The sequence below is a fragment of the Hwanghaeella sp. 1Z406 genome, assembly GCF_048892425.1.
Taxonomy (GTDB): Bacteria; Pseudomonadota; Alphaproteobacteria; order UBA8366; family Aestuariispiraceae; genus Pacificispira.
Map to the genome: position 1 here is coordinate 90,158 of NZ_JBLZHU010000006.1, position 13,427 is coordinate 103,584.

Consider the following 13,427-nt stretch of genomic DNA (forward strand, 5'->3'; position numbering starts at 1 on the left):
TTTCAGAAATATAACTCATATTCATAATAAGTAGTGTTTCAGGATACTGACTCCTCATTTCTTGGGATTTGAAGGCTGGCGGATTATGGCTGCGGAATTATCGCTTGTTGAGCAACGGGACCGTTTCGTCGCCTTTGCCTTTGCCGCCTCGGATGTCTTGATGGAAGTGGATCAGGACGGGGTTATTGTATTCGTATCGGGTTCTGTAAAAAGCCTTTTGGGGCATTCTACGAATGAATTGATGGGCACGAAAGTTGCCGGTTTGGCGTCTGATGAAGATTGGGTTGTTCTGACCGAATTTTTGAAAAAGCTTCAGGTCACGGGGCGTGCATCGGATCGGTTGATTACCCTGCGTCATGACGGCGATCAGATTCATCAGGTCAGCGTGTCGGGGATGAGCAGCCCACAGCGGCGCGGCATTCACCATCTGGCGATAAAGCGGGTTCCGCTGGCGTCGCGCCGTTCAGAAGCCCTGATCCCAGAACAGCCGATGAGTGTTCTTGATTTTGCCAACAGTTCGGCCGCGATGGGCGTTGCGGCGCGAAAATCCGGCGAGGGTGTCAATCTGGCCATGTATGATGTTGGTTGGGACGCTGTTGAAAATGCGATCAATCCTGAAGACGCCAGAGCTTTGAATGACACATTGGTTCATACCATGCGCGCCTGGGCTGCTGGTGGCAGTGGCGTTGGACAGATTGGGAAGGGGAAATACTCCCTGCTGCTGGATGAAGGCATTGATCCCAAGTCACTATCCAACCGGATTGCGGAAGTTACGAAGGAACGCCACAGCAATTTGGACTTGAACATTAGTGAGACGGCTTTAAGCCTGTCTGACGTGATAGACACGGATGATTTTGGAAAGAAATTTGAAGAAGCCATGGCACATTTTGACATGGTCGGTGGGGAAAAGTTCGATCTCAGCAATTTCTCTGAGGTTCCCGCCAAGAAAAGGACTCCGCCGCCCCGTCCAACAAAAACGGCGCCGGCTGTTCCCCCTCCGTCTCGTACTCAGACCGCAAGTCAGCGTGCGCGCCGCAAGGGAACCACAGAAGGGTGGGGCTAGGCCTACCCCCGTTTCACAGGTCCAACACATCTTCTGACAGCTGCGTGATACGGCGTCCCGGTGGCTGGTAATGATATCCACAACCGCTAAGATATGGATCATATTGATATCTTTGGAGGATGAGTGTCATGCGCAAAGATCGGTTTTTGAGAGTGCTGTGGACGATGGTTTTCATGCTGGCAGTGACGCTGGGCGTGAATGGTACACCCACAGTGGCAACGGCGGGAGAGATCAACGCCACCAGCATTGGGGGCGTTGCCATTGTTGGGACGGACCCTGTTGCGTATTTCACCGAGGGGAAAGCGGTCGAAGGACGCAGCGACTTCAGTTATGACTGGATGGGGGCGACCTGGCGCTTTGCAAGTGCTGAAAACCTGGAAAAATTTAAGGCCGATCCAGAAGCCTATGCGCCGCAATATGGCGGATATTGTGCCTGGGCTGTTAGCCAGGGCTATACGGCCGCTATAGACCCGGATGCGTTCCGGATTGAAGGCGGTAAGCTGTACCTGAATTATTCCAAGGGGGTTCAGGATCGCTGGTTGTCGGATGTTGCTGGGCACATTGCCGCCGCAGACCGCAACTGGCCGGATGTGAAAAAGGGGCTGTAACAGGTGCCTTTTGGATGCTGAAGTTCCAGTCGCGCCTGGACGAAAATCACGCTAGGCTGAGAGCCATTCAGGGTCACAGCGTTCAGGGTGAGGATTGGTATGCCGCGTATCGCCATTGGCGGGTTTCAGCATGAAACCAATACTTTCGCGCCGGTAAAGGCGGATTTCAATGCCTTTGAAGAGCCAGGCGGCTGGCCCGGACTGGTGCGGGGGGAGGCACTGTTTTCCGCCGTGGACGGGGTCCATATTCCAGTTACCGGTGCACTGGATATCCTGCGCCAAGCGGGGGCGGATATCATTCCGTTATGCTGGTCCGCGGCGACACCGTCGGCACATGTAACGCAGGATGCGTTTGAGCGGATATCGGAAATGATGCTGGCGGATCTGGCTTTGGCTTATCGTGCGGGACTGGATGGATTGTATCTGGACCTGCATGGCGCGATGGTCTGTGATCATCTGCAGGACGGGGAAGGGGAATTGCTGCGTCGCATCAGGGCGCTGGTCGGGCCCGACCTGCCTATTGCAGTCAGTTTGGACCTGCATGCCAATATTACACAGGCGATGGTGCATCATGCCGATGTGCTGGATATCTATCGGACCTATCCCCATGTGGATATGGGGGAAACCGGGGCGCGCACAGCGACGCATTTGCTTAAAATGATCGCCCAGGGTGGCCGCCCGGCAAAAGCCTTTCGGCGCACGGAGTATCTTATCCCATTGAATTTTGGCTGTACGGATATCGAACCACCGAAGAATTTGTATGGTTCCGTGCTGCCCAGCCTTTTAGCGGGTGACAGAAAACTGATGGCACTGGCGCTGGCGATGGGTTTTCCCCTGTCTGACATTGCCGAAATCGGACCGGGTCTTGTGGCCTATGGGACGGATCAGGCGGCAGCGGATCGTGCTGCGGATGCCCTGATGGATCAGATGATTCAGCACGAGGCCGGGTTTGGGGACCGTATCTGGTCCCCGGTGGAGGCAATCGATCATGCCAGAGCATTGTTACAGCAACCGGGATCAGGTCCGGTCGTGTTAGCCGATACGCAGGATAATCCAGGTGGTGGTGGGCCCGGCGATACGACAGGCATGCTGCGCGCGCTGTTGTCTGGTGGCGCAGGACAGGTGCCCGGCGGCGCGACAATAGGCGTGTTCAATGATCCGGAGACTGCCCAGCGCGCCCATCGCCACGCGGTTGGGGCGGTTGTGGATTTTGACCTTGGGGGCAAATTATTTCCTGGGGACGACCCGATATCGGGACCGTTTGAAATCAGGGCCTTAGGCAATGGCGCCTTTACCGGCACAGGACCCATGTGGGGCGGCGCGCGCTATCAGATGGGCCCCTATGTGCGTCTGCACCGCGATGGTGTCGATATCGTTGTCGCCTCGCGACCGGAACAGGCGGGCGATCAGTCTATGTTTCGCCATGTTGGGATAGAACCGTCACAGACTGGCATTCTGGTCGTAAAAAGCTCCGTCCATTTTCGGGCTGATTTCGCACCCTTGGCCCGTGCGGTGCTGACCGTTGCCGCACCGGGCCCTGTCTATGCAGATCCGGGCAGCCTGGATTTCAGAAACATCCGCCCCGGCCTTCGCCTGCGGCCTGGGCAACCAGACTAGAACAGGCGGCGCTTTTCCAGCAGCAATTGGACAATCCTGTCCATGCGCCCCGATGTTTCGGGTGACTGCAGGGACGCGCGCAGATTGGCGGCTGTGGGGGTGGGCAATTTGTCTTTTAGGACAGCCCCTTGCAGGGCGTCCAGGGCGGGTCCGCCGCCGCTGGCGATATCGTGCAATACCAGCGGGCTTAGGGCACCAACCGAATTTATGCGGCCAAAACGGGTGATATTATCCAGGGCGGTCAGAAATTTTGGGCCGACAATTTGCGGGGTGATCTTATCTGGCGCGACCTCGTTTAAGATATTTTCCGTCGCATGGATCAGGAAGGGCAGAACAGGATCACCCTTTCTGAACAGGCAGGCAGCGTTGTGAATATTGCGCCAGGTCTTCAATCGCTTGCCGACATCGGTATCGACCCATAATTCACGCCCAAAGGCATTGGTTTCCGGGATGCTGTCGATTTCCAGTAAGTCCGGCGCGAAAACCAGCAAATCCGCATCAAACCAGACGGCACGGTCATAGCCATTGCTTAACGCATCGCGCAACAATACCAGCCGCGCCAGATCCGCCTGAATGGGCAGATGGTCCTGAAGTTTCAGGCGCAGATCATCCGGCAGCAGGTCAAAGATTTCATCGCCCAGAAACCGGTAATCATATCCCTGTTGTTCCGTCCAGCGACGCACACTGTCGACGCAGGGGCCGATCCAGTCGCGCAGGACCTGGAAGTTATGGCTTTGCAGAATGATGGTTCTGGATGCCGCCACGGCTAAACGCTCAATCGGCACCAGACAGGGGTATGATCCGACGGCTTTTCCTTGCCGCGCGGGCTCTTATCGATATCGCATTCTTCCAACACATCCGCCGCGCGGGGCGACAACAGAAGATGATCGATGCGCAATCCTTCATCCTTTTGCCAGCGACCCTTAACATAATCCCAATAGGAATAGCGGTGGGCTTCATGGGGATGCAGCGCGCGATAGGCTTCGGTCAGACCCAGATTCAGCAACTGGCGGAATCGGTTGCGGCTTTCCGGTTGACACAGGGCGTCATCGGCCCAGCCTTCGGGGTCATAAATGTCATCATCGGTTGGGCAGACATTGTAATCGCCCCCCAGAACGGCGGGCATTTCCATGGGCAGGATCGTGTCGCGGGCATGGGCGACCAGACGATCCATCCAGCGCAGCTTATAGGGAAACTTGTCCCCCTCATCGACAGGATTGCCATTGGGCAGATAGATGGAGGCAACCCTTACCCCCTTGATCGTTGCCTCGATATACCGGGCCTGTTCGTCACCATCGTCCTGCCCTGGCAATTGTGGCAAACCCCGGCGCACATCCTCAATGGCATGGCGCGACAGAATGGCAACACCGTTATAGGTCTTTTGGCCGTGGACTTCCGCCCGATATCCCAGTGCATCCAGCTCCAGGCGTGGAAAATCATCATCGACGCATTTCAATTCCTGCAACAGGACAACGTCGGGCTTGGCCTGTTCCAGCCACTCCGTAACACGGGGCAGGCGGGCCTTAAGAGAATTTACATTAAAGGTCGCGATCAACATGCGCGGACTATATCGCGCACCGCTTGGGATGGACAGACTTTCGAGCGCGATCTGACCAAATTTTCTTTAGTTCTTTAAACTTCGGCACAGCATGATAATTGGTCATGGACAAGACGGTATTGCTTGAGACTAAATACATGGTGCATTGCAACAATTTCAGGAATGGATGGTCTTGCAATGAATGCTGTGTGGGGTAACGGAGCGTGATGGCTGATCCTAGCGATTTCTTTTGCGCTTGTCTGAATGGGGGCGACAGGATTAGACAAATTGTCATGTCCTGACTCAAAATCATAAAAAGCGAGTGTGTCGATGCCTGGGAATTTATCATTTGAAGATTTGAAGTCCGCCGTTCAACGCGGGGAGATTGATACCGTGTTGGCCTGTATCGTTGATATGCAGGGACGCCTGATGGGCAAGCGCTTCCAGGCAGAGTTCTTCGTGGAAAGCGGTTGGAACGAAACACACGGCTGTAACTATCTTCTGGCAACAGATTTAGAGATGGAAACGGTTCAGGGCTATGCGTCGACCAATTGGGCCGCAGGCTATGGTGATTACACTTTCAAGCCGGATCTGACGACATTGCGTCATGTTCCCTGGCTGGAGGGAACCGCCCTGGTTCTGTGCGATGTGCAGGATCATCACCACAATGATATCGCCCATTCCCCGCGCGCTATTTTGAAAAAGCAGGTGGCGCGCCTGAAGGATATGGGGCTTCAGGCATTCATGGCGACAGAGCTGGAATTCTTTCTGTTCGAACCCTCCTATGAGGAAGCGGCGGAAAGCGGCTATCGCGGGTTGCAGACGATCAGCAACTATAATGAGGATTACCACATCTTCCAGACCACGAAGGAAGAGCATGTCATGCGGGCGATCCGCACAGGCTTGCAGGGTGCCGGTATCCCCGTTGAAAATTCCAAGGGTGAGGCGGATGCGGGCCAGGAAGAAATCAATGTGCATTACTCCGATGCCCTGGATACCGCTGACAATCATGCCTTTGTCAAAAACGCCTGTAAGGAAATCGCCTGGACGCGTGGGCGCGCACTGACCTTTCTGGCGAAATGGCACACGGACAGGGCGGGAAATTCCAGTCATGTGCATCAGTCGCTTTGGAACCTGGATGGTACATCCGCCTTTTATGACCCCAAGGCCCCGATGGGGATGTCGGACCTGATGCGCCATTACATGGCTGGCCTGTTGGCCCATGCCAGTGATATCACCCTGTTCCTGGCCCCCTATGTGAACAGTTACAAACGGTTTCAGGAAGGAACCTTTGCGCCTACCAAGGCGATCTGGTCTCGCGACAATCGCACGGCGGGATATCGGCTGTGTGGCGAGGGGACAAAGGGCATTCGTGTTGAATGTCGCGTTGGCGGGGCGGATTTGAACCCCTATCTGGCGATGTCTGCCCTTTTGGCGGCGGGGATCGATGGGATCGAACGCAAGCTGGAACTGGAGGAGCCCTATACGGGTGATGCCTATAAAGGGCGCAAGTTGCGGCATATTCCCAATAATCTGCGGGATGCGATGGCGGTCACCAACAAGTCCAAAATGCTGCGGGCGGCTTTTGGCGATGGGGTAATCGATCATTATCTGCGCGCGGCGGATTGGGAATTGTCTGAATACAATCGATGTGTCACAGACTGGGAAGTCGCACGCGGCTTCGAAAGGGCCTAAATCAGCATGTCTCAAACGGTTCAGTGTGTTTCTCCGATAGACGGTTCCGTCTTTGCGGAGCGCCCGATTTTGTCCCTTGAGGCGGCAAAATCAGCAATAAAGAATGCCCGGAAGGCTCAAAAGGATTGGGCGGCGAGACCGCTGCAGGATCGGATTGATCTTGTCCGCGCCGGGGTCGCCCGCCTGGGGGAGATGTCCGATCAAATCGTGCCGGAATTGGCGCATATGATGGGGCGCCCAATACGCTATGGCGGTGAGTTTCGCGGTGTGGATGAGCGCGCCAGTTATATGGCCGATATTGCAGCCGAAAGCCTGGCTCCTATGGTTGTTGAGGAGAGCGATCGTTTCGAGCGGCGTATCCTGCGCGAGCCCCACGGGGTGGTCCTGGTGATCGCGCCCTGGAATTACCCCTATATGACAGCAATCAACACTGTTGCACCTGCCCTGATCGCAGGAAATGCCGTGATGTTGAAGCATGCCAGCCAAACCCTTCTGGTGGGGGAGCGTATGGTCGCTGCCTTTACCGCTGCGGGCATTCCAGCAGACGTGTTCCAGAATGTGTTTCTGGATCATCAGACCACGGCGGATCTGATCGCGGACAGGCAGTTCAATTTCGTGAACTTCACCGGATCTGTTGGCGGGGGGCAGGCAATTGAACGCGCTGCGGCGGGAACTTTTACCGGATTGGGGCTTGAGCTGGGCGGTAAAGACCCGGGCTATGTGATGGAAGATGCCAATCTGGAGGCTGCTGTCGATACCCTTATCGATGGGGCGATGTTCAATTCCGGCCAGTGCTGTTGCGGGATAGAGCGGATTTACGTGGCGGCACCGTTGTTTGATGCCTTTGTGGAGAAGGCTGTTGCCATTGTTTCCGGCTATACACTTGGGAACCCGCTAAATCCAGAAACCACGCTGGGCCCAATGGCGCACCGGCGGTTTGCGGCAGAAGTCCGCGCCCAGACACAAGACGCCCTTCAAAAGGGGGCCCGTGCCCTGATCGACCCGGCCCTGTTTCCACAGGATGATGGCGGCGCGTATCTGATGCCTCAGATTCTGGTCGATGTGACCCATGACATGCGGGTGATGCGCGATGAAAGTTTCGGGCCCGTTGTTGGTATCATGAAGGTCAAAGATGATGCTGAAGCCATCGCGTTAATGAATGACAGCGAATTTGGTCTGACCGCGTCTTTGTGGACCCAGGATGTCACCCGTGCGGCGGCCCTTGGTGCACAGATTGAAACCGGGACTGTGTTTATGAATCGCGCTGATTATCTGGATCCTGGCCTGTGCTGGACCGGATGCAAAAACACGGGGCGGGGCGGGGCCTTGTCGATCATCGGGTATCAGTCGCTGACCCGTCCGAAATCTTACCATTTAAAGAAAGCCTGAACTATGAGCACTACAGCCAATTGGTCCTATCCCACAGCCATCAAATTCGGGGCCGGTCGCATCGCGGACCTGGCAGAGTCCTGCCGTGCGGCGGGTATGTTGCGCCCCTTGCTGGTTACAGATCGCGGGCTTGCCAATATGCCCATCACACAGGATGCGCTGGATCGCCTGAATGAGGCTGGCCTGGGACGCGCCTTGTTTTCTGAGGTCGACCCGAACCCGACCGACGCTAATCTGGAAGCCGGGATCAAGGCATTTCGGGCCGGGGATCATGATGGCGTTGTCGCCTTTGGCGGAGGGTCCGGCCTGGATATCGGCAAACTGATCGCCTTTCAGGCGGGTCAGACGCGCCCGGTCTGGGACTTTGAAGATATTGGTGATTATTGGACGCGGGCAGATGCCTCTGCGATTTATCCAATCGTTGCGGTGCCGACGACGGCGGGGACCGGGTCGGAAGTGGGGCGCGCCGGTGTCGTGACCAACAGTGAAAAACAGGTTAAATCGGTCATCTTTCATCCCAAAATGCTGCCTGCAGTCGTGATATCGGACCCGGCGCTGACCGTTGGCTTGCCGCCTGTCCTGACCGCCGGGACAGGATTGGACGCCTTTATTCATTGCCTGGAGGCGTATTGTTCGCCGTTCTATCACCCGATGTCGGAAGGCATTGCGGTTGAGGGAATGCGTCTGGTCAAAGACAATCTGCTGCGAGCCTATAAGGATGGGTCGGATATTGAGGCACGAGGGCATATGATGTCTGCCGCCGCCATGGGTGCCGTCGCCTTCCAGAAAGGCCTGGGCGGGATACACAGCCTGTCGCATCCAACAGGCGTTTTGTATCATACCCATCATGGCCTTACGAACGCGGTCTATATGCCCTATGTCCTGAGGCATAATCGCAGCGCTATTGAAGGCAAGATCGACCGTTTGTCGGCCTGGCTGGGTATTTCCGGTGGGTTTGATGGCTTTATGGAGTGGGTGCTTGATTTCCGCGCCAAGCTTGCGATACCGGAAACCTCTAAGGATCTGGGTATCGACGATGCACAGTTCCATCGCATGGCCGAAATGGCTGTGGTCGATCCAACGGCGGGGGGTAATCCCATTCCGCTGACCGTGGCGGATTGTGAAACCCTGTATCAGCGTGCCTATGATGGGGACGTCTAGGTGCTGACATTCGCCGCAGCGGTATTCTTTCTGATCATCACACCGGGTCCAGGTGTTCTGTCGACGGCGGGGGTCGGCGCCAGCTATGGGGCCGGGGCGGGTTCTCGGTATCTCCTGGGGTTATGGCTTGGCACCAATCTGGTCGCCCTGGCGGTCGTATCGGGTATGGCGGCAGTCATACTGGCTGATCCACGCATTCGCACCGTCCTGTTGTTCGCATCGGCGGCGTATCTGTTGTATCTGGCGGCCAAGATCGCCTTTGCCGGGTCGAAAATTGCCTTTATCCAGCGCAGCAAACCGCCTGGCATTATTGGTGGATTGGCATTGCAGGCAATTAACCCAAAGGCTTATGCGGTCAATACAGCGCTGTTTACCGGCTTTGCCTTTATGCCCGACAGTACCTTAACGGAAACCCTGATCAAATTTGCCATTATGAATGCGATCTGGGTTCCGATCCATTTCCTGTGGCTTTGGGCGGGGGTCACCCTGCATCGGTTGGACCTGTCAGACCGCACACAATTCATCATCAATGTGGCGATGGCCCTATCGATGCTGACCGTGGTCGGCCTGGCGGTGTATTCTCAACTGTAGTTGGCGTCACGGATCGATAGGGCTGGGCGGAACACCGCCGCTTTCGATAACAGCCCCGGCGGCGAACAGCAGGTCTTCGCGATAGCGGGGCCCAACCAGTTGCACGCCAATCGGTGCCGTTCCGCTGAACCCAGTGCTGACCGTCAGGGCGGGCACCCCAAAGAAGGGCAGCGCGACCTGGGTTAACTGTGCTTCAAAAACACGATCAAACCCTGAGGGTGAGGACACATCCAATTGAACCGGGAAAGGGGGCTCCAGGGATACGGGCAGAATGACAATCGGGTTCTCCTGCAAAAACATCTGCCATTCACGGACCAACTGTGCGCGCAATTGCAGCGCATCCATCACAGAATTGAAATCAGGCACACCGCCGTGGCGTTCCAGTTGCGCATAGACGAATTTAGAATCCGCCTCATCCTCTTTCTCCAGGGCCTTCAGGGCGCCACGTTTGAATTCCGAAAGCCACAAGGTCACCTGAGCTGCCACAGCGGCGCGCAAGGGTGGGCAGGGGCCTTCGACCACATCCCATCCGGCATTACTCAATTGATCGGCGGCCTTGCGTAAGGCAGCAATGACATCCGGGTGAACAGATGTATTCTCCGGTGCGCTGGCCAGGACCACACGCTTTGGCAAATCCGGCATTGCTGCTGGCGCAGGGACATACCAGCTATCGCGAATATCTGGCGCACTCATCGCTTTAAAGCCAAGCTCTAAATCTTTGATTGTGCGCGCTATTGGGCCAGATACAGCCATCAATTGTCCGCCAATATGACGATCGGGGGCGGTGAAGTTCACGGCTGGAACCCGTCCTACTGTCGGGCGCAGGCCATGAATGCCACAGGCATAGGCGGGATAGCGTATTGATCCTGCGATATCCGTCCCATGCGCCAGGGCACCGATCCCGGAGGCTACGGCTGCCGCCGCGCCCCCGGAAGATCCTCCCGGCGTCAGGCCAGGATCGCGCGGGTTTTTTGTTGTGCCATGCAGATTGTTCTTTGTGAACCAGCGCAGAGAGAAGGCCGGTGTGTTGGTGCGCCCGATGATGACAGCCCCGGCCTTGCGCAAGTTGGCGACAACAGGGCTGTCTTCCTGTGCAATCAGGTCTTTCTGCTGGGTCAGGCCATTGGTTGTTGGATGACCCTTTTGATCGACATTGACCTTCACCGTTACGGGAACCCCTGCAAGGCATCCCACCGGGTCGCCCTTCGCAACGGCTTGATCTATGGCTTTCGCTGCGGCTATAGCCTCGTCGGGCATTTCTGTCACGACGGCGTTCAGCTTGGGATTTACTGCGGCCAGTCGCGCCAACGCACTTTCTGTTGCGGCCTGTGCTGAAAATGTGCCGCTTTGTATTCCAGATGCCAGGTCCGCAGCAGACAGCCGCCATAGATCGGATGTATCGGTCATGTAAAATCCTTCACTGCGCAAAACGCGACAGGCGATAGGGGGCCAGCAGGGGGGACTCCTCGTTGTTTAGAATTTCCTGCGACAAGAGCTTCGCGGTAATCGCTGCCAGCGTAAAGCCGGAATGCATCATGGCGATATAGGCGCCGTGAAGGGACGGAATCGCGCCGATTACCGGGAAACCATCCCCCGGGATGGGGCGTGTTGCAATTGTGGTGCGTTCCACACTCAGCATACCAAGGGCGGGCAATAGTTTCTGCGTCGTTTCAATCATTTGAGTAATGGTCGCTTCTGGGTTGTCCAGCGCACCGGGGGCGTGATCATTCTCACCAATTACCAGCCGATCATCGGACAATTGCTTGACATGCACCGTGTCGGACCACAACGCGCGGGTCATTCGTTTGGTAACCGGGGCCGTGGTAATCAAAAGACCGGCCCGATTCGCTGTTGGCAGGGGGATAGCGTGCTCGGCCAGCAGATCCGAAATTCCAGTTCCCGCCGCCAGGACGGTCACATCCGCATAGAGGGCACCGAAATCAGTTTGGACGCCGGTGATGCGGTCATTCTCATGGATCATTGACTTAACGCGCCGACCAAAAGCGCAGCGTGCCCCGATAGATTGCGCTGCCTCAATCAGTGTTCGGGTCGCATATGCACCATCGACCAAACCATCATCAGCTGAAAACAGAGCACCATCGGGTGGGGATGTCAGGAGGGGTTCCAGCGCACGAATTTCATCGGCTGTGACAGTTTTAACATTTCCGCCCCAATTCTTTTGCGGGGCGTTTACAACCTTGGGGGAGTATAGGCCAGGATCCCATATCAACGCGCCTGTCCAATCAATCTTCAGGCGCCCCGATAGTTCTTTTTCCAGATCGTGATAGGCAGCCAGGCTGGCCTGACGCAGGTCAAAATAGGATTTATCACCGGCTGAAACGGCATTCAGCCACGCCCAGGAGCCACCTGAGGCCCCATTATGAGCCTGTCCGGCGTCTACGATCGTCACATGCAGTCCTGCACGCGCCAAACGATAGGCCAGACATGCGCCAATGATTCCGGCACCAACAACGATAGCGGTTTTTGTGGTCATACAAGGCATCCTTAGCAGAAAATTACGACCTCAGCCTAGCATGCGGAAGGGGTGCGATGAAAAGTAACAAGTTGCATTCAAAATAAAGAAAGACATTTTTCCCAAGCTGGTGTTACACTTACACCAATCGAGCGATCTGGTTTAACAGTTCGTATCGAATAAATATCCGCACAAAGTTGCGGGAACGGGATGAATGCTGGGAATTCATAGATGACATCGCATCGCGGTGTTTTTGTATAAGTCGCCTAACTTCAGGCGATGATAGCGCCTATTTGCTTGGGGGAGATTCGAGCAGATGGATAGAGTTTTTATAACGATTGCTCAACGGCTTGGCCTTGGTGTGGCCACGCTGTTTGTTGTCAGTTTGATCATTGCAGGCATGTTAGAAACCCTGCCAGGTGATTTTTGCCAGGCTTTCTATGGGCAACAGGCGACAGAAAAAACAGTTAATGAATGTCGCCTTCGCAATCACCTGGATGAATCCTTCATCGTCCGATACGGCATATGGGTAAAAGACGCGGTTCAATTCGATTTTGGGGAATCGTTATCCAACAAGCGTGATGTTGCCCAAGTCATTGGTGTGCGACTGGAAAACACATTGTTTCTGGCGGGTTTCGCGGCTGCGATTTCAGTGCCCCTGTCATTGTTACTTGGTATCCTGGCTGCGCTGTATCGGTACAGCTGGTATGACAGACTGGTGAACGTTTTCACCCTGACCTCGATTTCTTTTCCGGAATTTTTCGTCGCGTACATTTTGATTCTGTTGTTATCGATTTCGGCCATTGGCGCAGATGGGACGCCATTGTTTCCAGCTATGGCCACAGTGAATGTGGATACGCCGTTCTGGACAAGGGCGCACATGATGTTCCTGCCCGCCCTGACGCTGACTCTTGTAGTGGTTGCCCATATGATGCGCATGACGCGGGCGGCGATCATCAATCTTCTGGCCAGTCCTTATATTGAGATGGCCCGGCTGAAGGGCATTTCGAATTCCAGAATTATCGTGAAACACGCCTTGCCCAATGCTCTGGCGCCCATCGTCAACGTGATTGCCCTGAACCTGGCCTATCTGATTGTCGGTGTGGTGATTGTCGAAGTTGTCTTCAATTATCCAGGTCTTGGCAAAATTCTTGTCGATGCGGTGAAGTTCCGGGATTTTCCCCTGGTGCAGGCCAGCGTGATGATTTTTGCTGCGACCTATGTTCTGCTTAACCTAACGGCCGATATTGTGACGATTGTCAGCAATCCGCGCCTTCTGCACCCAAGATAAGG

Annotated in this window: 12 protein-coding genes; 8 read left to right on the forward strand and 4 right to left on the reverse strand. The window is 55.5% G+C overall.

The genetic code is table 11. The annotated features are described in order from the left end of the window. The first annotated feature begins 85 nt into the window (after nt 1–85). From ACOSDR_RS13035 to ACOSDR_RS13045, 3 genes are all read left to right on the forward strand, one after another. Nucleotides 86–1,063, forward strand: coding sequence for a PAS domain S-box protein (locus ACOSDR_RS13035; RefSeq protein ID WP_420731544.1), 978 nt, complete (start codon nt 86–88; stop codon nt 1,061–1,063). Between the two features lie 128 nt (nt 1,064–1,191). Beyond that, nucleotides 1,192–1,671 (forward strand): YHS domain-containing (seleno)protein, encoded by a 480-nt coding sequence (locus tag ACOSDR_RS13040; RefSeq protein WP_420731545.1) that lies wholly within the window; start codon nt 1,192–1,194, stop codon nt 1,669–1,671. Between the two features lie 99 nt (nt 1,672–1,770). Further along, on the forward strand, nt 1,771–3,288 hold the full coding sequence (locus tag ACOSDR_RS13045; RefSeq protein WP_420731546.1) for a M81 family metallopeptidase: 1,518 nt from the start codon (nt 1,771–1,773) through the stop codon (nt 3,286–3,288). Here ACOSDR_RS13045 and ACOSDR_RS13050 read toward each other — a convergent pair. Both ACOSDR_RS13050 and ACOSDR_RS13055 read right to left on the reverse strand, forming a co-directional pair. Continuing rightward, nucleotides 3,285–4,052 (reverse strand): hypothetical protein, encoded by a 768-nt coding sequence (locus ACOSDR_RS13050; protein WP_420731547.1) that lies wholly within the window; start codon nt 4,050–4,052, stop codon nt 3,285–3,287. The genes ACOSDR_RS13045 and ACOSDR_RS13050 overlap by 4 nt on opposite strands. A gap of 2 nt (nt 4,053–4,054) precedes the next feature. After that, entirely contained in the window at nt 4,055–4,846 is a 792-nt protein-coding gene (locus tag ACOSDR_RS13055) for an exodeoxyribonuclease III (RefSeq protein ID WP_420731548.1), read from the reverse strand. 309 nt (nt 4,847–5,155) lie between these two features. On the opposite strand from ACOSDR_RS13055, the gene ACOSDR_RS13060 reads away from it, so the two are divergent. From ACOSDR_RS13060 to ACOSDR_RS13075, 4 genes are read left to right on the forward strand one after another with little or no spacing between them, the layout of a single operon-like run. Continuing rightward, on the forward strand, nt 5,156–6,520 hold the full coding sequence (locus ACOSDR_RS13060) for a glutamine synthetase family protein (RefSeq protein WP_420723898.1): 1,365 nt from the start codon (nt 5,156–5,158) through the stop codon (nt 6,518–6,520). A 6-nt stretch (nt 6,521–6,526) separates the two neighbouring features. Then, nucleotides 6,527–7,909: an aldehyde dehydrogenase family protein gene (locus tag ACOSDR_RS13065; RefSeq protein ID WP_420731549.1), complete on the forward strand. Its 1,383-nt coding sequence runs from the start codon at nt 6,527–6,529 to the stop codon at nt 7,907–7,909. Nucleotides 7,910–7,912: 3 nt separating this feature from the next. Then, a complete protein-coding gene (locus ACOSDR_RS13070; RefSeq protein WP_420723900.1) occupies nt 7,913–9,070 on the forward strand; it encodes an iron-containing alcohol dehydrogenase in 1,158 nt (385 codons plus the stop codon). Further along, nucleotides 9,071–9,661: a LysE family translocator gene (locus ACOSDR_RS13075; protein ID WP_420723901.1), complete on the forward strand. Its 591-nt coding sequence runs from the start codon at nt 9,071–9,073 to the stop codon at nt 9,659–9,661. It begins immediately after the preceding gene. 6 nt (nt 9,662–9,667) lie between these two features. Here ACOSDR_RS13075 and ACOSDR_RS13080 read toward each other — a convergent pair whose 3' ends face one another. Both ACOSDR_RS13080 and ACOSDR_RS13085 read right to left on the reverse strand, forming a co-directional pair. Then, complete coding sequence (locus ACOSDR_RS13080; protein WP_420723902.1) at nt 9,668–11,068, reverse strand: amidase family protein; 1,401 nt, start codon at nt 11,066–11,068, stop codon at nt 9,668–9,670. Nucleotides 11,069–11,078: 10 nt separating this feature from the next. Then, nucleotides 11,079–12,155, reverse strand: coding sequence for an NAD(P)/FAD-dependent oxidoreductase (locus ACOSDR_RS13085; RefSeq protein ID WP_420731550.1), 1,077 nt, complete (start codon nt 12,153–12,155; stop codon nt 11,079–11,081). A gap of 295 nt (nt 12,156–12,450) precedes the next feature. Between ACOSDR_RS13085 and ACOSDR_RS13090 the strand changes: the two genes are divergently transcribed. Then, nucleotides 12,451–13,425 carry an ABC transporter permease gene (locus ACOSDR_RS13090; RefSeq protein ID WP_420723904.1) on the forward strand — a complete coding sequence of 325 codons (975 nt, stop codon included), beginning with the start codon at nt 12,451–12,453 and terminating at the stop codon, nt 13,423–13,425. The last annotated feature ends 2 nt before the right edge of the window (nt 13,426–13,427 follow it).